This is a genomic window from Thermomonas alba, from assembly GCF_022419205.1.
Classification (GTDB): Bacteria; Pseudomonadota; Gammaproteobacteria; order Xanthomonadales; family Xanthomonadaceae; genus Thermomonas; species Thermomonas alba.
In genome coordinates, this window is record NZ_JAJOZU010000007.1 from 37,530 (window position 1) to 55,062 (window position 17,533).

The 17,533-nt window shown below is 71.1% G+C and carries 24 protein-coding genes; 21 read left to right on the forward strand and 3 right to left on the reverse strand.

The window, feature by feature from the left end:
• The first annotated feature begins 5 nt into the window (after window positions 1–5).
• The 10 genes from ML342_RS10640 (at window position 6) to ML342_RS10685 (ending at window position 5,592) form a co-directional block, all read left to right on the forward strand.
• The gene (locus tag ML342_RS10640) at window positions 6–1,241 is read left to right on the forward strand and encodes a S49 family peptidase (protein WP_240127018.1); all 1,236 of its coding nucleotides are present in this window, start codon (window positions 6–8) and stop codon (window positions 1,239–1,241) included.
• A 3-nt stretch (window positions 1,242–1,244) separates the two neighbouring features.
• Window positions 1,245–1,622 (forward strand): head decoration protein, encoded by a 378-nt coding sequence (locus ML342_RS10645; RefSeq protein ID WP_240127019.1) that lies wholly within the window; start codon window positions 1,245–1,247, stop codon window positions 1,620–1,622.
• 66 nt (window positions 1,623–1,688) lie between these two features.
• On the forward strand, window positions 1,689–2,690 hold the full coding sequence (locus ML342_RS10650; RefSeq protein WP_240127020.1) for a major capsid protein: 1,002 nt from the start codon (window positions 1,689–1,691) through the stop codon (window positions 2,688–2,690).
• A gap of 13 nt (window positions 2,691–2,703) precedes the next feature.
• The gene (locus ML342_RS10655; protein ID WP_240127021.1) at window positions 2,704–2,988 is read left to right on the forward strand and encodes a head-tail joining protein; all 285 of its coding nucleotides are present in this window, start codon (window positions 2,704–2,706) and stop codon (window positions 2,986–2,988) included.
• Complete coding sequence (locus ML342_RS10660; RefSeq protein WP_240127022.1) at window positions 2,985–3,410, forward strand: hypothetical protein; 426 nt, start codon at window positions 2,985–2,987, stop codon at window positions 3,408–3,410. Before ML342_RS10655 ends, ML342_RS10660 begins: the two co-directional genes overlap by 4 nt.
• A gap of 6 nt (window positions 3,411–3,416) precedes the next feature.
• On the forward strand, window positions 3,417–3,584 hold the full coding sequence (locus ML342_RS10665) for a DUF7210 family protein (protein WP_240127023.1): 168 nt from the start codon (window positions 3,417–3,419) through the stop codon (window positions 3,582–3,584).
• A gap of 2 nt (window positions 3,585–3,586) precedes the next feature.
• Window positions 3,587–4,339, forward strand: a complete 753-nt coding sequence (locus ML342_RS10670) for a phage tail tube protein (protein WP_240127024.1) — start codon at window positions 3,587–3,589, stop codon at window positions 4,337–4,339.
• A gap of 10 nt (window positions 4,340–4,349) precedes the next feature.
• Window positions 4,350–4,778 carry a DUF6631 family protein gene (locus tag ML342_RS10675; RefSeq protein WP_132766462.1) on the forward strand — a complete coding sequence of 143 codons (429 nt, stop codon included), beginning with the start codon at window positions 4,350–4,352 and terminating at the stop codon, window positions 4,776–4,778.
• Window positions 4,778–4,942: a hypothetical protein gene (locus ML342_RS10680; RefSeq protein ID WP_165908761.1), complete on the forward strand. Its 165-nt coding sequence runs from the start codon at window positions 4,778–4,780 to the stop codon at window positions 4,940–4,942. Before ML342_RS10675 ends, ML342_RS10680 begins: the two co-directional genes overlap by 1 nt.
• Entirely contained in the window at window positions 4,939–5,592 is a 654-nt protein-coding gene (locus ML342_RS10685; RefSeq protein WP_240127025.1) for a DUF6441 family protein, read from the forward strand. Before ML342_RS10680 ends, ML342_RS10685 begins: the two co-directional genes overlap by 4 nt.
• Here ML342_RS10685 and ML342_RS10690 read toward each other — a convergent pair.
• Genes ML342_RS10690 through ML342_RS10700 form a run of 3 tightly spaced genes read right to left on the reverse strand, consistent with a single transcriptional unit; the run spans window position 5,585 to window position 6,805 of the window.
• Window positions 5,585–6,016, reverse strand: coding sequence for a hypothetical protein (locus ML342_RS10690; RefSeq protein ID WP_062196835.1), 432 nt, complete (start codon window positions 6,014–6,016; stop codon window positions 5,585–5,587). The two genes, ML342_RS10685 and ML342_RS10690, sit on opposite strands and share 8 nt — an antisense overlap.
• A 19-nt stretch (window positions 6,017–6,035) precedes the next feature.
• Complete coding sequence (locus ML342_RS10695; RefSeq protein WP_240127026.1) at window positions 6,036–6,551, reverse strand: protein NO VEIN domain-containing protein; 516 nt, start codon at window positions 6,549–6,551, stop codon at window positions 6,036–6,038.
• A 2-nt stretch (window positions 6,552–6,553) separates the two neighbouring features.
• Window positions 6,554–6,805 (reverse strand): FitA-like ribbon-helix-helix domain-containing protein, encoded by a 252-nt coding sequence (locus ML342_RS10700; protein WP_240127027.1) that lies wholly within the window; start codon window positions 6,803–6,805, stop codon window positions 6,554–6,556.
• A 96-nt stretch (window positions 6,806–6,901) separates the two neighbouring features.
• On the opposite strand from ML342_RS10700, the gene ML342_RS10705 reads away from it, so the two are divergent.
• From ML342_RS10705 to ML342_RS10755, 11 genes are all read left to right on the forward strand, one after another.
• Complete coding sequence (locus tag ML342_RS10705) at window positions 6,902–9,598, forward strand: phage tail tape measure protein (RefSeq protein WP_240127028.1); 2,697 nt, start codon at window positions 6,902–6,904, stop codon at window positions 9,596–9,598.
• A gap of 3 nt (window positions 9,599–9,601) precedes the next feature.
• Complete coding sequence (locus tag ML342_RS10710) at window positions 9,602–10,669, forward strand: hypothetical protein (RefSeq protein WP_240127029.1); 1,068 nt, start codon at window positions 9,602–9,604, stop codon at window positions 10,667–10,669.
• Window positions 10,666–12,219, forward strand: coding sequence for a hypothetical protein (locus ML342_RS10715; RefSeq protein WP_240127030.1), 1,554 nt, complete (start codon window positions 10,666–10,668; stop codon window positions 12,217–12,219). The genes ML342_RS10710 and ML342_RS10715 overlap by 4 nt, the downstream gene beginning before the upstream one ends.
• Window positions 12,220–12,221: 2 nt before the next feature.
• Window positions 12,222–13,007: a DUF2163 domain-containing protein gene (locus ML342_RS10720; RefSeq protein ID WP_240127031.1), complete on the forward strand. Its 786-nt coding sequence runs from the start codon at window positions 12,222–12,224 to the stop codon at window positions 13,005–13,007.
• A gap of 16 nt (window positions 13,008–13,023) precedes the next feature.
• Window positions 13,024–13,251, forward strand: coding sequence for a hypothetical protein (locus ML342_RS10725; RefSeq protein WP_019562227.1), 228 nt, complete (start codon window positions 13,024–13,026; stop codon window positions 13,249–13,251).
• On the forward strand, window positions 13,248–13,457 hold the full coding sequence (locus ML342_RS10730; RefSeq protein ID WP_240127032.1) for a hypothetical protein: 210 nt from the start codon (window positions 13,248–13,250) through the stop codon (window positions 13,455–13,457). The genes ML342_RS10725 and ML342_RS10730 overlap by 4 nt, the downstream gene beginning before the upstream one ends.
• The gene (locus ML342_RS10735; RefSeq protein ID WP_240127033.1) at window positions 13,457–15,730 is read left to right on the forward strand and encodes a phage tail protein; all 2,274 of its coding nucleotides are present in this window, start codon (window positions 13,457–13,459) and stop codon (window positions 15,728–15,730) included. Before ML342_RS10730 ends, ML342_RS10735 begins: the two co-directional genes overlap by 1 nt.
• On the forward strand, window positions 15,730–16,344 hold the full coding sequence (locus tag ML342_RS10740) for a glycosyltransferase family protein (RefSeq protein ID WP_240127034.1): 615 nt from the start codon (window positions 15,730–15,732) through the stop codon (window positions 16,342–16,344). Before ML342_RS10735 ends, ML342_RS10740 begins: the two co-directional genes overlap by 1 nt.
• A gap of 12 nt (window positions 16,345–16,356) precedes the next feature.
• The gene (locus ML342_RS10745; RefSeq protein WP_104302205.1) at window positions 16,357–16,707 is read left to right on the forward strand and encodes a DUF2793 domain-containing protein; all 351 of its coding nucleotides are present in this window, start codon (window positions 16,357–16,359) and stop codon (window positions 16,705–16,707) included.
• A 67-nt stretch (window positions 16,708–16,774) separates the two neighbouring features.
• Window positions 16,775–17,077 carry a DUF6127 family protein gene (locus tag ML342_RS10750; protein WP_104302206.1) on the forward strand — a complete coding sequence of 101 codons (303 nt, stop codon included), beginning with the start codon at window positions 16,775–16,777 and terminating at the stop codon, window positions 17,075–17,077.
• A partial coding sequence (locus ML342_RS10755; protein WP_240127035.1) for a hypothetical protein occupies window positions 17,074–17,533 on the forward strand: 460 nt, incomplete at its 3' end. The genes ML342_RS10750 and ML342_RS10755, both read left to right, overlap by 4 nt.

The window sequence follows — 17,533 nt, forward strand, 5'->3', positions numbered from 1 at the left end:
CACCGATGCTGCCTCACCTCGCCGCCCGCCTGTTCGGCACGCCTTTGCTCGTGCAGCGCGCCAAGCTCGACGTGATCCTGGCCGTGCTCGCCGAGCGGATGGCGCTTGCCCCACCAAGCGCCGAACTCGCGCCGCCACTGCCGAAGGCTTCCAACCCTGCGGCATTTCCGGAGCGTTCGATCGCCGTGATCCCGATCCACGGCACACTGGTCAAGCGCACGCTGGGGCTGGAGGCGGCCTCGGGGTTGACCAGCTACGCCGAGATCGGCGCGCGGCTGGAGGCAGCCCTTGGCGACCCTCTGGTTGCCGGCATCGTGCTCGACATCGACTCGCCCGGCGGTGAGACCGGCGGGTGCTTCGAGCTCGCACGCCGCGTGCGCGAGGCGGCGGCCGTGAAGCCCGTCTGGGCCGTGGCCAACGACGCCGCCTTCTCCGCGGCCTACGCCATCGGCTGCGCCGCCGAGCGGCTCTTCGTCACCGAGACCGGCGGCGTGGGCTCGATCGGCGTGATCGCGCTGCACGTCGACCAGTCGGTCAAGGACGCCCAAGACGGCTACCGCTACACCGCGATCACCGCGGGCGAGCGCAAGAACGACTACTCGCCGCACGAGCCGCTCGCGGACGCCGCCCGCGCGGCGCTGCAGGCCGAGGTGGACCGGCTGCACGCGCTCTTCGTCGCGCACGTGGCGGCGATGCGCAGCCTGTCCGAGGACGCGGTGCGCGCGAGCGAGGCCGCACTCTTCTTCGGCCCGCAGGCCGTGGAGACGGGGTTGGCCGATGGCGTGGCGACGCTGGCCGCGGTGCTCGCCGAGTTCGACCGACATCTTGCGGCCACGCGGCGTCCGTCTTCCCCGCCGCGCCAAGCCCCGACCGGGAAGGCGACCTTACTGCGAGGAACCCCCACCATGACCGATTCCCCCTCCGATGCCGCGCCCGAGCCCCTGGGCGCGGATGCGGCCGCCGCCCTGGTGGCCGAGGCCCGCCGCGAAGTGGCGCAGTCCGCGCAAGTGATCGCGGAACTGTGCCTGATCGCCGGCTGCCCCGAGCGCGCCGCCGAGTTCATCGCCGCCGGCCGCACCGAAGCCGAGGTGCGCCGCGCCCTGATCGAGGCGCGCGCCGCCCACAGCATGGAGTCGGCCGTGCGCTCGACCCACGCGCCCAACGATTGGGCCGCCCCCGGCGCCGATCCGGCCGCCTCGCCCGTGGTCGCCGCCGTGAAGAAACTCGTGACCCGGGAGTGAACCATGCCCACGCTCACCCAAGCCCCCACCCTCGGCGACCTGCTGAAGTACGAGGCGCCGAACCTGTATTCGCGCGAGCAGGCGACCGTGGCCGCCGGGCAGAACCTGCCGCTCGGCGCCGTGGTCGGCCGCGAGACGGCCACCAGCAAGCTCAAGGCCCTCGACCCCGCGGCCGGCGACGGCAGCGATGTCGCCGTGGGCGTGCTCGCGCTGGCCGTGGATGCGACGCTGATCGACCGGGAGGACGCGATCCTGATCGCCCGCCACGCCATCGTCGCGCGAGGCGCGCTCATCTGGCCCGCAGGCGTCACCACCGCGCAGCGCGCCGCGGCCATCGCCCAGTTGGAGGCGCGCGGCATCGTGGTGCGCGACAGCGCCTGATCGAGTACTCATCGAGCCCCCTGTTCAGAACCCGCCGCTGGCGGGTTCTGTCGTTTGGAGACCCCCATGCTCAACCCCTTCGACTCCCCCGGCTTCTCGATGGCGAGCCTGACCGCCGCCATCAACCTGATCCCCAACCGCTACGGGCGGCTGGAAGCCTTGAACCTGTTTCCGGCCAAGCCCGTGCGCACGCGCCAGGTCGTCATCGAGGAGTACGCCGGGCGCCTGAACCTGCTGCCCACCCGGCCGCCCGGCTCGCCGGGCACGGTGGGCGAACGCGGCCAGCGCCGGCTGCGCTCCTTCGTCATCCCGCACATCCCGCACGACGACGTGGTGCTGCCCGAGGAGGTCCAGGGCATCCGGGCCTTCGGCTCGGAGACGGAGATGGAGGCCGTCGCTGGCGTGCTGGCACGGCATCTGGAGACCATGCGCAACAAGCACGCGATCACCCTCGAACACCTGCGTATGGGCGCACTCAAGGGCCAGATCCTGGACGCCGACGGCAGCACGATCTACGACCTGTTCACCGAGTTCGGCCTCACCCCGCAGGTCGTTGCCTTCGACCTCGGCAACGCCGGCACCAACGTGAAGGCGAAATGCCTGTCGGTCCTGGCCGCGATCGAGGACAACCTCAAAGGCGAGTTCATGACCGGCGTGCATTGCCTGTGCTCGCCTGAGTTCTTCGCGGCGCTGACCGGCCACGCCAAGGTCGAGAAGGCCTTCGAGAACTGGCAGCAGGGCGCAGTCCTCATCAACGACGTGCGGCGCGGCTTCACCTACGCCGGCATCACTTTCGAGGAGTACCGCGGCCAGGCCACCGACGCCGAGGGCAACGCGCGCCGCTTCATCGCCGCGGGCGAGGCCCACGCCTTCCCGCTGGGCACGGTGGACACCTTCGCCACCTACTTCGCCCCGGCCGACTTCAACGAGACCGTGAACACCCTGGGCCAGCCGCTCTACGCGAAGCAGGAGCCGCGCAAGTTCGACCGCGGCACCGATCTGCACACCCAGAGCAACCCGCTGCCGATGTGCCACCGGCCGGGCGTGCTGGTGAAGCTCACCGTCTGACGGCGCCTGTCCGATGGTCCGTGTGGAGGATCTGTACGACGCCGCCGAGCGCGCGGGGCTCTTGACGCCCGTCGTGGTGGGCGCCGCCACCGTGTACTGCGCGTTCCGTGCGCCGGACGAGACGGTGCTCGACGGCCTGGCGCTCTCGCGTGACTTCGAGCTCGAGTATGCGGCCTCGCGCCTGGCGCTCGCCCCGGGCGACGTGGTCACCATCGCCGGCGAGTCCTACCGCGTGCGCGAGGTAAGGGCGTTCGGCGACGGCCGCGAGTGCCGGGCGAGGCTCGCGAGGCTGCCATGAACTCGGTGCGCGAGCGCCTGCTGCGCATCCTGGTCGATCGGCTCACGGCGGCCCTGGCCCCGGCGCCCGTGCTGCGCCAGCCGGCGACACCGCTGCCCCGCGAGGCCGGCCCTGCGTTGCTCGTCTTCGTCGAGGGCGACGCCCTCATCGCGCATGCCAACCGGCTGGTGGACCGGGCGCTCACCGTGCGCCTGGTCGCGCTCGCGCGCGGCGCGGACGCCTTCGACGCGGCCGACCGGCTGATCGTCGCCGCTCACGCCGCCGTGCTCGCGGACCCGAACCTGGGCGGCCTGGCGCTCGCGGTGCGCGAGCTCGACGCCGACTGGGACGCCGACGACCTCGATGCCGGCACGGTGACGCTGCCGGCGCGCTACGAGATCCGCTACCGCACCACGCTGACCGACCTCACGACCACGGGATGACCCCCCATGCACATCGAACTGCTCCAAGCCCACACCCACGCCGGCCGACTCCACGCCCCCGGCGAGATCCTCGATCTCGACGAGGCAGCGGCGGAATGGTTGATCGAGCGCGGAGCCGCACGGCCGGCCGACCCCCAACCCCAGACCCCGATCAAGACCCGTAAAGGAGACTGACCATGCCTTACTTTTCCGGACAGGGGCGCGTCTACATCGGCGCCCGCGACGCACTCGGCAACCCGCAGGGCCTGGCCTACGTGGGCAACGTGCCCGAACTCAAGGTCTCCCTCTCGGTGGAGACCCTGGAGCACCAGGAGTCGGTGAGCGGCCAGCGCCTCACCGACCTGCAGCTCATCAAGACCAAGAAGGGCGAGTTCGCCTGCACGCTGGAGGAGCTCATCGCGACCAACCTGGCGCTCGCCCTCTACGGCGCCACCACCGCCCAGACCCCGGGCACGGTCACCGCCGAGGCGCTGCCCAACCCGGTCATCGCGGGCCACATCTATCCACTCGCACACCAGAACGTCTCGGCGGTGCAGATCCAGGATTCCGACAGCCCGCCCAAGCCCCTGCCGGCGGCGCAGTACCAGGTGCATGCCAAGCACGGCTCGCTCACGATCCTGGACGCCACGACCGGCGGCCCCTATGTCGAGCCCTTCACCGTCGATTACGCCTATGGCGCCGCGCAGAGCACGGCGATGTTCACCCGGCCGCTGCCCGAGCGCTGGATCCGCTTCGAGGGCCTGAACACCGCCGACGCCAACCGCGAGGTGGTGATCGACCTCTATCGCGTGGCCATCAACCCGGCCAAGGAGTTGTCGATCATCACCGACGAGTTGCTGAAGTTCGAACTCTCCGGCCAGGTGCTGGCGGATCTCTCCAAACCCACCGACGGCGAACTGGGCCAGTTCGGCCGCCTGGTGCTCTTGTAAGGGGATGGCGATGACCGATAGCAATACCGACTTCCAGACCTTCCCGCCCGTGCCCCAGGTGGTCACGGTGGCGGGCACCGCGGTGGAACTCACGCCGATCCGCCTGGGCGAGTTGCCGCGGATCCTCGCCGCGGTGCGGCCCATCGCCGCCGATCTCTCGGCCGAGCCGGATTGGCTCGCGCTGCTGGCCCGGCACGGCGAGGCGGTGCTGGATCTGCTCGCGCTCGCCACCCGGCGCGAGCGTGCCTGGATCGAGGGGCTGGCGCTCGACGAGGCCGTCACCCTGGCCGCCGCCGTGTTCGAGGTGAACGCGGATTTTTTCGTGCGGCAGGTGGCGCCGAGCATCGCGCAGGTGGGCGAGCGGCTGGCGCCGATCCTCTCGGCTGGGACGATGCCGTCGCCCGGCTCGTCGCCTGCGGTCACCGCCCCGCCGAGGTGATGGGCTACACGCTCACGCAAGTGCGCGGCTTGCTGGCCGCCCACGAGCGACAGGAGCGCCGGCAGCACGCCTTGCGGCTGGCCTTGCACGCAGTGGCGGCCCAGGGCGACCGGGCGGCCATCGAGCGGCTGCAGCGCGAGTTGTGGGAGGACGTGCCGCGATGAAACTGACGCTTGCGACCGAAGGATTGCTCGATCCGAGGCGGCTCTCCGCCTGGAGCGCCGAACGCCGGCGGGCGATCCATGCGGCCGTCGCCAAAGGGATGACCTCGGGCGGCCGCGAGGTGCGCGAGGCCGCCCGCGCCCAGATGCGCAGCGCCTTCCAGGTCCGGCGCGCGAGCTTCGTCGCCTCGCTGCAGGCCAAGGTGTTCGACAAGAAACCCGATCGCCTGCCCGCGCTGTGGGTGGGCAGCCGCATCCCCTGGCTGGGCATCCACACCCAGGGTGGCACGGTGGCGGGCCGGATGCTGATCCCGCTGCTGCCGGGACGGATCGGCCCCAAGCGCTTCAAGGCTGTGATCGACGGCCTGATGCGCTCGGGCAACGCATTCTTCATTCAGAAGAACGGCAAGGCGATCCTGATGGCCGAGAACCTCCGCGAGAACGCCGCGCAGCTTGGACGCTTCAAGCGTGCCGAGCGCGAGCGCAGCGGCGTCAAGCGCCTGCAGCGCGGCCAGGAGATCCCGATCGCCGTGCTGGTGCGGCGGGTGGATCTCAAGCGCCGGTTCGATCTCGCAGCAGGCGTGCAAGGCGCCTTGCCGGCCTTGGCGCGGGCGATCGAGCGGGAATTCGGCCACAGGGATGTGATTACTTGAAGATCTGCCAGTTGTCCCGGAAAGGCTCCAGCGAGCGCCAACCGATGCCGGGGAACTTGGGATCGTCGAGGTACCTACCGAGATCGCCGTCAGCTTCGGCCAGGATTTGGCCTTCGACGATGAAGTAGTCCACGGCATCGCCCGGTTTGTTGAGGATGACGAACACGTAGACGTGATGAGGTTCGATCGCCGAGCGTTTGATCGGGAAGTAATTGCGCTGCCGGAGGGCCTTTACCTGCACCGTGTAGGTCACGCCCGAGGACTCGCTGTGCGCGAAGATGTCGATGGCCTTGGCGTTGCCGAAGGTGATCGAAGTCTGCAGACCGCGTTTCAGAAGTTCGCCCGCGACGAAGAACTCACCAGCCAGGCCGGTGACTTGCCCGTCCGCGCGCCTCTTCTTGGGGGTGGGGTCGCCCTGGTCCATGTCGCCTACTCGTTCGTTCTCAAGCAGTGACCGGCTCGATGCCGAGGGTTGAATAGGCATCGACATAGCGCTCGGCGGTGATGAACTCGCCCACGGTCTGCACGCCGTTCTCCTTGGTTCGGCCTTGCGGCTTGAAGTCGAGCGAGAGGTGGTAGCTGTCGCTGTTTGGAAACTTGCCGCTGAAGTAGTAATGCAGCCCTTTGGCCACCACGGCGGCGGGAAAAACGTACACCTTCGGCTCGCCCTGCGCATGGGCCAGATCGACGCAACAGATGAAGCGGCGTTCCAGCGGGATCGCCTCGGTGTTGGGCTCGGCGTACTTCTTTTGCAGGATCCAGCGGCGGGAGTACTGCGCCGAGGACTTCACCTCGAGAAAGGCCACGTTCCCGGCCTTGTCGAACACCAGGATGTCGTAACCGATGGTGGTGCCCCACTGCAGCGTCACCATGTAGCCGCGCTGGGTCAGGCGCGAGGCGACCAGAAACTCCCCGGCCAGCCGGTTGAGGTTCTTCTTCTCGTTAGTGACGCGCGCCACCTTCATTCGAATGCCACCTCACGAGGCAGGGATCGGTCCCGCTGATGAAGCAGTGCCACCTCCTCATCGGTGAGCCGCAAGTCTCGGCCGACATCGATCAGGAGTGAACCCAGCGCCGGGGATTCTTCGACTCGGACGGCTGCTTCCACGATCGCGCGTGCCTCGTCTTCGAGGCTGCGCCCGCGCCGTGCCGCGCGCCGGCGCAGGGCACTCAGCACGGCATCAGGCAGGTCGCGAAGGGTCAGCTCAGACATGGCTGCATTGCACCACATCCCCAACCCCTCGGCCAGGACATCGACCGCCCAGCCCGCAAGGGCTCGAAGGCGTGACCCAGACACCCGTCCAGAACCATGACCGCCCGCGCCCAAATCCTCATCCGCGCCGTCGACGAGACGCGCGCGGCCTTCGGCTCGATCCAGCGCAACCTCGGCGGCCTGGCCGACGCCGCACGCCGGGTCAACGGCGTGCTCGCCGGGCTCGGCGTCGCGTTGTCGGCGGCGGGCTTGGCGGCGATGGTCAGGTCGGCGCTGGAGTCGGCCGATGCGCTGAACAAGCTCTCGCAGCGGGTGGGCATCACGGTGGAGGCTCTGTCCACCCTGGTGCCGGCGGCGGAACTGTCCGGGGTCTCGGCGCAGACCTTCGAGACCGGGCTCAAGAAGCTCGCCACCACGATGTTCGAGGCGGCCACGGGCTCGGAGGAGTCCGCCCGGCGCCTCAAAGCGCTGGGCGTGGAGTTCAAGAACCAGGACGGCACGCTGCGCGCGACCGATGCGGTGCTGCTCGATCTGGCCGACCGTTTCCAGGCCATGCCCGACGGGGCGCAGAAGTCGGCGCTGGCGGTGCAGCTCTTCGGCAAGAGCGGCGCGGAGCTCATCCCCTTCCTGAACCAGGGACGCGAAGGCATCGCGGCATTGACCGGCGAGATGGAAGCGCTCGGCGTGCAGATCGGCGGCGACACCGCGGCGCAGGCCGAGGTGTTCAACGACTCGCTGGCCAAGCTGCGGCTGGCTGCGACGAGTCTGGCCAACCGGGTGATCGAGGCCTTCCTGCCGGCCCTGAACGAGATGGCCGGCGGCATGGTCGAGTCGGCCAAGCAGGGCGGCACGCTGCGCGCGATCCTGGACGGCGTGGTGCTGGTGCTCAAGACCCTGGCGCTGGGTGCCGCCACGGTCGGCAAGGCCTTCGTCGCACTCGGCGAGGCGATCGGCGCTGGTGTCGCGGCGGCGGTCGAGGCCCTGCGCGGCAACACCGCCGGGGCCAAGGCCATCATCGCCGAACTCAAGGGCAGCCTCGTGCGGCGTCTGGACGAGTTGGCCGAGTTCCGGGACAGCCTGTTCGACCCCAAGCCCATCGAGGTCCAGGCGCCGCGCATCCAGGCCGACCCGGCGCTGCTGCAACGGCTCACGGCTCCGGGCCAGGCCCGCGAGGCCGCCAGCGCCCTGGCGGCCCTGCGCAAGGCGCAGATGGACGCCGAGTTCGCCCTGCTCAAAGACGGCCTCGAGCGCCAACAGCGCGCGCTCGATCAAGCACTGGAAGACCGGCTGCTGTCGGTGCGCGACTACCACGGCCGCAAGACTGCGCTGGAGCAGCGCGAACTCGACGCCGAGATCGCCCGTCGCCGGCTGGCACTCGCAGCTAGCCAAGCCGTCGCGACCAACCCGCGCGCATCAGAATCGGACCGCCTGCGCGCCAAGGCCGAGGCGGCCAAGCTCGAGGCCGACCTCATCGTCCTCAACGACCGCCGCGCCGACATCGAGGTCGCCAACGCCCGCGCCGCCGCCCGGGCCGAGCGGGAACTGGCCGAGGCCCTGGCCCAGGCGCGCGAGGAACTCGCCCAGCTCACCGGCACCGACACGGCGGAAGACCGGCGCGCCGCGATCGAGCGCAGCGTCCGGGATCTTCGCGCACGCCTGGCGGCCGAGAACGACGCCGCGGGCGTGGCGCTGATCGACCGGCTCATCGACGTGAAGGCCGCCCAGGCCAACCTCGCCCGGCTGGAACAGGAGTGGCGGCTCGTCACCGAGCGGCTGCGCAATGCCCAGGAGGCGATCCAGATCCAGCAGCAGGCCGGGCTGCTCACCGAAGCCCAGGCGCGCAGGCAGATCGTCGCCTTGCAGCAGCAATCTGCGGCCGAGATGCAGCGCCTGCTGCCCGCGATGCAGCAGGCGGCAGCGGCCATCGGACCCGATGCCGTCGTTCGGGTGCAAGCCTGGCGCAACGAACTGGAGCGCACGCGGCTCGTCGTCGATGAGCTCGCGCCGATGTGGAACCGCATCGGCGAGGGCTTCGGCACCGCCTTGCAGGGCATGGTCACCGGTGCGCAAAGCTTTCGTGAGGCCTTGTCCAACCTGTTCCGCCAGGTGGCCGACGCCTTCCTGCAGCAGATGGTGATCCAGCCCTTCCAGCAGTGGGTGGCGATGCAGGCGCGCATGCTCGCGCTCAAGCTCGGCTTCCTCCAGCAGGAGCAGGCGATCGAGCAAGCGGCGGCGGCCCAGTCGGTCGCGCAGAAGTCTGCCGAGACCACCGCCAAGGTGTCGATGGACGCGGCCCAGGCCGGCGCGGGCGCGGCGGCCTCGCAGGCCTCCATCCCCATCGCCGGGCCGGCGCTGGCCATCGCCGCGATGGCGGCGATGGTGGCGGCCGTCATGGCCTTGCTGGGCGGGATCAAGAAGTTCGCGGCCGGCGGCTTCGTCACGGGTCCCGGCACGGCGACCTCGGATTCGATCCCGGCGCGGCTGTCGGCCGGCGAATACGTGGTGCGTGCGGCGGCGGTCCGGCGTGTCGGCGTGGCCTTCCTCGATGCCCTCAACGGCCTGCACGCCCCGCCGGTGTGGGACGGGCGGCGTCTGGCCTTCGCCGCCGGCGGGCTGGTGCCCCAGGTCCAGGTGCAGCCGGCCGCACCGCAGGTCAGCCAGGCCGTGCGCATCGTCAACGCCATCGACCCGGGCGTCACCCACGACCACCTGCAGACCCCCGCCGGCGAGCGGGTGATCCTCAACATCATCGGGCGCAACGCGCGCGCGGTGCGCGCGGCGCTCCAGGGGTAAGCCATGGCCTTGATCTTCATCGACGGCTTCGACCACTACGACCCGCAGGCACTCGACCCCTTCGGCGATCCGTGGCTCGCGCGCGGCAAGGCGGCGTACCTGTCGCCGCAGGCGCAGCGCATCCCCGGCCGGCGACCCTCGTCCTCCGCCTTGCGTCTGCCGGCCGGTGCCGGCGGCGGGTATGTGAAGAACCTGGAGACCGGGCGCACCAGCCTCATCGTGGGGGCGGCGCTGCGCGTGGCGCCGTTCGAGAACACCGGTGAGGAGCCGGTGCTGCTGGGCGTGCGCGACACCACCGCGCAGGTGGCGCACCTCGTGCGCATCGGCGAGGACGGCCGGCTCAAGCTCTACCGGCGGACGGGATCGGGAACGAGCGGCTGGGACCAGTGGATCTCGACCTCGGTCACGACGGCGGCCGTGCGGGGGTGGCACTACGTCGAACTGCAGGTCGTGCAGGGCACGAGCAACGGCACGTTGAACGTGCGCCTCAACGGCGTGCTCGCGATCACCCTGTCGGCGCAGAACACCACCCAGGGCGGCGGGCCGCTGCTGACGGCTTTCGTGGGCGCGGTGCCGGGTCAGCCCTGCCCGGCCACGGTCGATGTGGACGACCTGTACCTCGCCGACACCTCGGGCACGATCAACAACACCTTCCTCGGCGACGTGCGGGTCGATGCGCTTCAAGCCCAGGCCAACGGCGCACAGTACCAGTGGACGGTCGAGGGCGCGGCATCCGCCTGGGAGGCGGTGAGCGACGGCGACGAAGCCACGGCCATCCGCGCGGCCACCGCCGGCCTGCGCCAGACCTTCGACGTCGAGGCGCTGCCCGCGATGACCACCCCGGCGATCCACGGCGTGCAGGTGACCCTGCTCGCGCGCAAGACCGATGCGGGCACCGGCCGTGTGCGCGCGCTGGTGGCGAGCGGCGCGCAGATGGCGGTCAGCAGCGACATCAACTTGCAAGAGCAACTGGCCTGGCACACGGCGCTGTTCGAGCGCAACCCGAACGGCAACGTGCCGTGGACGGAAGGCGCCTTCAACGCGGCCGAGTTCGGCGTGGAGTCGGCATGACCGAGCGTGTGTTGACCGAGGCTCTTGCAGAGGCCGCCGCCCAACCCGCTGCGATGGCGCAGGTGGTCGAACAGCGTGCCGAGGCGATCTCGCGCGCGACCTTCGGGGTTCTCGCCGCCACGGCACTGGCCGAGACCTCGGCCCAGCCGCTGCCGATCCCCCACCTCTCGACGCTGTGGGCCGAGACGCTGGCCGAGCCCGCGCCGCCGCTGCACGCCGCCGCCTTGCTCGTCGAGGTGTTGCGCCGTGATACCGCCGCGGCGGCGATGGTCGCAGAAGCGATGGAGGCCTTCGGCGAGACGCCCTGGCCCGAGGCTCCACGCGGGGTCTTCGCCTTCCGTCACGACTGGGCCGAGCCCCTGGTCGAGCGCCTGCAATGGGCCACCGGCGTGGTGCGGCTTGCCTCGGGCAACGAGGCACGGCAGGGACAGCGGCGCGTGCCGCGGCGCTTCCTGACCTACCACGTGGGCCACGGGCGCGCGAGCGACGCGCTGGTGGCCGAGTGGCTGGCCGACCATCTGGGCAGGACTGCGTGGTGGCCGCTGCCGCAACATGCGGTGCGGCTGGGTGCCGCCGCTGAGACCGGGGCCTTCGCGCTGGACATCCTTGCACCAGCCGGCCACGGTTTCGCGCCTGCTTCCTACCGGCTGGAAGAGGGCGGGCTGCAGCGCGAGGACGCGCCGTTGCGCGCCATCGTGTTCACGCAGACGGGCTGGCAGGTGCTGGCGCTCACCGAGGTGGAGCCCGAGCGGCTGTGGCTCACCGAGCCGCTGGCACGGGCGGTCCCCGCGGGCACGACCGTCCTGCCCCTGGTCGAGGGCCTCGCGGTGGAGCCGGCCGAGTTCGCGCAGTGGGTGCCCGGCCTCGATGCGGGCAGCGTCACCGCGCAGGTGGCCTTCGAGCCGCTGCCGGACGAAGGGCGGCTCGACGATCCCTGGCTCGACGGCCTGCCCGTCTGGCCCGACGGCAACTGGCGCGACGACCCCACCCATACGGCGGATGGCGTGGTCACGCGGCAGGACCTCTCGCCCGCCGACCCCTGGGTCCGCCGTGACGACCCGTGGCCGACGAGCACCTTCCAGCGCCGGTTTCTGGCGGCCGGGCGTGAAGACATCGCCCGCTGGCGCGCGCGGCTGTACCGCGCCCAGGGGCGGCTCGGTGCCTGTTGGCTGCCCGACGGGTTGGCCCCGGTGCTGCGCGTGCAGGCCGAGGCCGAGGTCGAGGCCGGGTACTTGCGCGTGGACGCCGAGGCCGGCGCCGCCTTCTGGCACCGCCCGGCCGCCGCGCTGATCCTGCACCCCGACGGCCAGCGTCAGCACGTGCTCACCGGCGCGTTCCATTTGGACGGCGCAGGCGTGCTGGTGCTGCGCTCCGGGCTCGATGCGCCAGTGCCCGTCGGCAGCCGCGTCGTGCGTCTGGCCCGCTGCCGGCTCGACCACGACGCCGTCGATCTGTACTGGCACACCCCCGAGCTGGTCGAGATTCCCCTGACCCTGCGCCGGCTGCCCGAGCCGCGCGGCAACGATCGCATCACCTACACCCCGTCCTGACCATGAGCGAGGGCCCCCTGTTCGAGGTCGAGCTCTACGCCTTCGAGGGCACGAGCGGCAGCTTCCGGCTCACCCCGCACGAGTTCGACGTGGAGATCGGCGGGGAGCGCTACGAGCGCTGCCCCCTCGAGCGCAGCGCGCTCGCGCTCGGCGCCGAAGCGGCCAAGTCGGCGCTGGAGTTGAAGCTGCCGCCCGACCACGCCCTCGTGCGGCATCTGCTGCAGGCGACCCTCATCGGCGAGGCGACCGCGGTGCGGCTGCGCGTGGCGCAGCGCGCCGACTGGGACGATGCCTGGTGGCTTTCCGGCACGCGCTGGATGGGCCGCGTGCTCGGGGTGGAGGTGGCCGATGACTCTGCGCGCATCCGCTGCGAGTCCGCCCAGGTGAGCTTGAAGCGCATTGGTCTGCGGCGGCTCTACAGCCGCGCCTGCTCGCACGTGCTGTATTCGGCCGCGTGCGGGGCGACGCCGATCTCGGCCACCGCCGAAGTGATCCGCTCCGAAGGCCGCCAGGTGGAATTGGCGAGCCTCCCGCCCGAGGTGGCCGGCATGCTCGCCGGCGGCTGGTTGCAGACGCCGGCAGGCGCGCGCCACATGATCGTCAGCGAATCATATGCGGGCGTGGAACTGCTCTATCCGGTGGGGCTTGCGCCGCAGACGCCGGTCGAGCTCGTGGCCGGCTGCGATCACAGCATGCCCACCTGCGCCGCGCGCTTCGACAACCTCGCCAACTACGGCGGCTTCCCCTTCATTCCGACGAAGAACCCGTTCTCGACGGGCGTCTTCTGAACGCACAGATCCTCCCATGTGGTACCTGGTCGTCATCGTCGTGGCGGCGCTGGTCTCCGTCGCCCTCGCGCCCAAGCCGCCCGCCCCGAAACCCGCCGAACTCTCCGACCTCGACGCGCCCACGGCCGAGGAGGGCCGACCGATCCCGGTCGTCTTCGGCGCGGTGCTGCTGCGCGGGGCGAACGTCGTGTGGTACGGCGACCTGGAGGCCGAACCGATCAAGAAGAAGGGCGGCAAGAAATGAGCAAGGACGTGACCGTCACCATCGCCCACGTGCGCGCCGCAGGCCTGTGCGTGCACGGCACGCGCACCTGGTTCGCGCGCCAAGGCCTGGACTTCCGTGACTTCCTCGCCCGGGGGCTGCCCGCCTCCGTGCTGCTGGCCACCGGCGACGCGATGGCCGCACGCGTGGTCGAGGTCGCGCAGGCCTGCCATGAGGAGCCGCGCTGATGGGCGGCCGCCGCAAGAAGCAGACCGTCGGCTACCGCTACCGCATCGGCATGCACCTGGTGCTGTGCCAGGGGCCGGTGGATGCGGTGCAGGAGATCCAGGTCGGCGATCGCAGCGCCTGGGGCGATGCGAGCCGCGCGCCGCTGCCGAGCGGCCACGGGCTGGGGCGCCTGCGCATCGATCGGCCCACGCTCTTCGGCGGCGACGAACGCGAAGGCGGCGTGGTGGGCGACCTCGACGTGCTCGCAGGCAGTGCCGCGCAAGACCGCAACGACTACCTGATGAGCCGCCTGGGCGCGGCCATCCCGGCGTTTCGCGGGGTGTTGTCGATCGTGGCGCGCAAGATCCTGTTCGCCGCGAACAACCCCTACCTCAAGCCCTGGGCGGTGCGGGTGCGGCGCTTCACGGCGGGCTGGCACGACGAACCCTGGATGCCCTGGAACGCCGAGGTGCGGGCCTGGGATGCCGACACCGGCACCCATCTCACCGTCGGCATGAACCCGGCGCACATCCTGGTGCAGTGCCTCACCGACCCGCACTGGGGCATGGGCTATCCGCCGTCCACCCTCGGCGCAAGCTTCTGGAACGCGGGCTGGGCGCTCGAAGCCGAAGGCTTCGGCCTGAACCTGGTCTGGACGCGCCAGCAGCCGATCGAGGCCTTCATCGCCCAGGTGGTCGACCACGTCGGCGGCATCCTCTACCTCGACCCAGAGCAGGGCACCTTCGAGCTCAAGCTCCTGCGCGACGATTACTGGATCGAGGGCCTGCCGCTCCTGGGCCCCGACGAGATCGTGCGCGTGGAGCGCTTCGAGCGCGCGCAGTGGGGGGAACTGCCCAACGAGATCACCGTGGTCTACACCGACTGGGCGACGGCCAAGGAGTCCACCGTCTCGGTGCAAAACCTCGCCGCGATCCAACTGCAAGGCGGGGTGATCAACCAGCGGCGCGACTATCCGGGCGTAAACTTTGGTCCGCTGGCCGCGCGGCTGGCGCTGCGCGACCTGCGCGCACTCGGCTCGCCCCTGGCGCGCATGACCTTGACCATCGCCCCCGGTGCCCTGGAGCGCCCGCCCTTGCCGGGGGACGTGTTCCTGCTGCATTGGCCACGCCTGGGCATCGAGCGGATGGTCGTGCGCGTCACCGGCATCGACACCGGCACGCTGGGCGCCGCTGAATGGCGCATCGAGGCGGTGGAGGACGTCTTCGGCCTAGGCCAGACCGTGCTCACGCCACCCCCTCCACGCATCGAGGAGCCGCCGCTCGCGCCGCTGCCGCCAGCCCTGGTGCTGGCCCTCGAGGTGCCCTACTGGGAACTCGCGCGGCGCCTGAGCCGGGCCGACCTCGCTACCCTCACCGACACCGACACCTACGTCGGGGCCCTGGCCTGTGCGGGCGGCACGGGGCAGTTGAACTGGCAGCTCGCCACCGGGCCCACGAGCGCCGATCTCGAGGCGGTGGCCCCGGAAGACTACGCACCCCTGCTCACGCTCGGCCAAGCGCTGCCGGCCACCGAATCCGATGCGCTGGCCGTGCCCGTGACGGCCCTGGCCCAGCCCGAGCGCCTCGCGGTCGCCGACTACGCCTATCTCGTCGATACCGCAAGCCAGATCCGCGAAGCCGTGGCCATCCTCGCCTTCGATGCCACCGCGGGCACGGTGGATCTCGCCCGCGGGGTGCTCGACACCACGCCGCAGGCCCATCCGGCCGGCACGCGGCTGGTGGGCGTGGGCGAGTGGCTGGCCGCCGAGACCGTCGAGCGCGCGCCGGGCGAGTCGGTGTTCGTGGCCGCCGTCCCGCGCACGGCCAGCGCCGAGGGCGATGCGGTGCTCGCCGCCAACGGCGCACCGATCGTGCTCGCGGGCCGCCAGGCGCGGCCGTATCCGCCGGGGCGCATCCGGCTCAACGGCCAGACGGAGCCCGCCGTGGTCGCCGGCGACCTCACCATCACCTGGGCGCACCGCGACCGCCTACTCCAGACCGCCTACCTCGTGCGGCAGGACGAGGGCGACATCGGCCCCGAGCCGGGGACGACCTACGGCGTGCGTCTCCGTGACCGAGACGGCACCCTCGTGCGCAGCGAGACCGGCATCACCGGCAACGCCTGGACCTGGGACGTGGCCAGTGCCGCCCTGGACGCCGGCGTCGCAGGCGACCGCGTCACCGTCGAGATCGAGGCCGAGCGCGACGGGCTCGTGAGCTGGCAGGCACAGGTGCGCACCGTCGAGCGCGCGGGCTATGGCCTGCGCTGGGGGCAGTACTGGGGCGGGGTGTGATGGAGACGCCGCTCGACCTGCACCCGCAGCCGCGCATCGACGTGCACCTGCTCACCCTCGACGAGCCCGGGCACTGGCGCGAGGAATGCCTGGCGAGCATCGCCGGCGCGCCGATCCGCCTGCACCTACTGCCCGGCCTCCCGGGGCGTGTCGGGCAGTCCCGCGCGGCGGGCTTCGCGCGAGGGACCTTGCCGCTCGTGTCCTTCGTCGATCCCGACGACCGCTACGAGGCCGGCGCCTTCGCGCACCTGGCCGATGCGCTCGATGCCTGTCCGTCGGCGGTGCTGGCCTACACCGACGAAGCCCTGATCGACGAGCAAGGCCGCCCCGTCGGCGTGCGGCGGCTGGCCTACAGCGCCTTCCAGCACGCCCACTCGGCCAGCCACGTCCACGGCCTGATCGTGATGCGCCGAAGCGCCGTCGAGCCGGTGCTGACACGCATCGCCGATCTCGACGCCGGCGCCGACTGGCTGCTCACCCGCCTCGTGGCCAGGCAGGGCAGCGTGCTGCACCTGCCCCTCGTCGGCCGCCACTGGCGGCAGCACCCGAACCAGCACCACCGCCGTGCGCGCAGCATGGCTTCCGGGCCACTGCCGAATCTTGCGACACCTTGAGGAGATGAACCGATGCCACAGCTCGATCCGAACCTGGGCCTCGTCTACGGCTGGACGCTGGGCGAGTCCGGCTGGCACACCGGGATGGACGCGAACCTGAAGCGCCTGGGCGCCATCGTGGGCCTGTCGGTGACGAGCCGCGCTACGACCGCGCCGCCCGCCAGCCCCGCCGAGGGCGATCGCTACATCGTGCCGGCCGGTGCGACCGGTGCCTGGGCCGGCAGGACCGACCAGATCGCCGTGTGGATCGACGGCGCCTGGGAGTACCACGCCCCGAAGGTCGGCTGGCTGGCCTACATCGCCGCCGAGGACAGGCTCGCCGTCTACAAGACCGGCGGGTGGAGCACCGGCGTTCCCATCTGACCCCGCACCCCGTCCGCCACCCCCGAACCCGCCCGCGTGGCGGGTTCGTCGTTTTTGGAGACCGCCCATGACTGAACCGACCCAAGCCCCCGCCCTCGTCGAGAACATGCTGCTCCTGCGCCGCGAGGACTTCGAAGACCTGCTCGACCGCGCTGCTGAGCGCGGGGCCGAGCGGGTGCTCGCGCACCTGGGCCTCGAGAATGGCCACGCCGCCCGCGACCTCCGCGAGCTGCGCGATCTGCTGGAGGCCTGGCGCGACGCGCGCCGCACCGCGTGGCAGACCACCATCAAGGTGGTCACGACCGCCATCCTCGCCGCCCTGCTGGTCGGGGCTGCCATCAAGCTGAAGCTGATGGGAGGTGCCCAATGATCGAGACCCTGCTCGGTGGGCTGCTGGGCGGGGCCTTCCGTCTGGCGCCCGAGATCCTGAAATGGTTCGACCGCAAGGGCGAGCGCAGCCATGAACTCGCCATGCAGGACAAGGCCTTGGAGTTCGAGAAGCTGCGCGGTGCGCAGCGCATGGCCGAGATCGGCGCCGGGGCCGATGCCGCCTGGAACGTGGGCGCCCTCGAGACCCTGCGCGAGGCGGTCGCCGCGCAGGGCCAGCGCGCCGGCGCCCGCTGGGCCGATGCGCTGTCGGCGAGCGTGCGGCCGATGATCACCTACTGGTTCATGGCGCTGTACTGCGCGGCCAAGACCGCCGCCGAGAAATACCCAAAAGTGGTGCACGCCCTGACGGATCAGGCGGCGGCCGAGTGGGTCTGGGCGGTTGCATCATCGCGCACTTCGACGCCATCGCGGAAGCGCACGCCGGTGATCACCTTGG

Coding starts and splice junctions, on each gene's coding strand:
- ML342_RS10745 (WP_104302205.1), top strand. CDS start 16,357: ATGCCACAGCTCGATCCGAACCTGGGCCTCGTCTACGGCTGGACGCTG.
- ML342_RS10640 (WP_240127018.1), top strand. CDS start 6: ATGCTGCCTCACCTCGCCGCCCGCCTGTTCGGCACGCCTTTGCTCGTG.
- ML342_RS10645 (WP_240127019.1), top strand. CDS start 1,245: ATGCCCACGCTCACCCAAGCCCCCACCCTCGGCGACCTGCTGAAGTAC.
- ML342_RS10710 (WP_240127029.1), top strand. CDS start 9,602: ATGGCCTTGATCTTCATCGACGGCTTCGACCACTACGACCCGCAGGCA.
- ML342_RS10715 (WP_240127030.1), top strand. CDS start 10,666: ATGACCGAGCGTGTGTTGACCGAGGCTCTTGCAGAGGCCGCCGCCCAA.
- ML342_RS10675 (WP_132766462.1), top strand. CDS start 4,350: ATGACCGATAGCAATACCGACTTCCAGACCTTCCCGCCCGTGCCCCAG.
- ML342_RS10665 (WP_240127023.1), top strand. CDS start 3,417: ATGCACATCGAACTGCTCCAAGCCCACACCCACGCCGGCCGACTCCAC.
- ML342_RS10750 (WP_104302206.1), top strand. CDS start 16,775: ATGACTGAACCGACCCAAGCCCCCGCCCTCGTCGAGAACATGCTGCTC.
- ML342_RS10725 (WP_019562227.1), top strand. CDS start 13,024: ATGTGGTACCTGGTCGTCATCGTCGTGGCGGCGCTGGTCTCCGTCGCC.
- ML342_RS10660 (WP_240127022.1), top strand. CDS start 2,985: ATGAACTCGGTGCGCGAGCGCCTGCTGCGCATCCTGGTCGATCGGCTC.
- ML342_RS10690 (WP_062196835.1), bottom strand. CDS start 6,016: ATGGACCAGGGCGACCCCACCCCCAAGAAGAGGCGCGCGGACGGGCAA.
- ML342_RS10705 (WP_240127028.1), top strand. CDS start 6,902: ATGACCGCCCGCGCCCAAATCCTCATCCGCGCCGTCGACGAGACGCGC.
- ML342_RS10720 (WP_240127031.1), top strand. CDS start 12,222: ATGAGCGAGGGCCCCCTGTTCGAGGTCGAGCTCTACGCCTTCGAGGGC.
- ML342_RS10740 (WP_240127034.1), top strand. CDS start 15,730: ATGGAGACGCCGCTCGACCTGCACCCGCAGCCGCGCATCGACGTGCAC.
- ML342_RS10655 (WP_240127021.1), top strand. CDS start 2,704: ATGGTCCGTGTGGAGGATCTGTACGACGCCGCCGAGCGCGCGGGGCTC.
- ML342_RS10650 (WP_240127020.1), top strand. CDS start 1,689: ATGCTCAACCCCTTCGACTCCCCCGGCTTCTCGATGGCGAGCCTGACC.
- ML342_RS10670 (WP_240127024.1), top strand. CDS start 3,587: ATGCCTTACTTTTCCGGACAGGGGCGCGTCTACATCGGCGCCCGCGAC.
- ML342_RS10685 (WP_240127025.1), top strand. CDS start 4,939: ATGAAACTGACGCTTGCGACCGAAGGATTGCTCGATCCGAGGCGGCTC.
- ML342_RS10680 (WP_165908761.1), top strand. CDS start 4,778: ATGGGCTACACGCTCACGCAAGTGCGCGGCTTGCTGGCCGCCCACGAG.
- ML342_RS10730 (WP_240127032.1), top strand. CDS start 13,248: ATGAGCAAGGACGTGACCGTCACCATCGCCCACGTGCGCGCCGCAGGC.
- ML342_RS10700 (WP_240127027.1), bottom strand. CDS start 6,805: ATGTCTGAGCTGACCCTTCGCGACCTGCCTGATGCCGTGCTGAGTGCC.
- ML342_RS10735 (WP_240127033.1), top strand. CDS start 13,457: ATGGGCGGCCGCCGCAAGAAGCAGACCGTCGGCTACCGCTACCGCATC.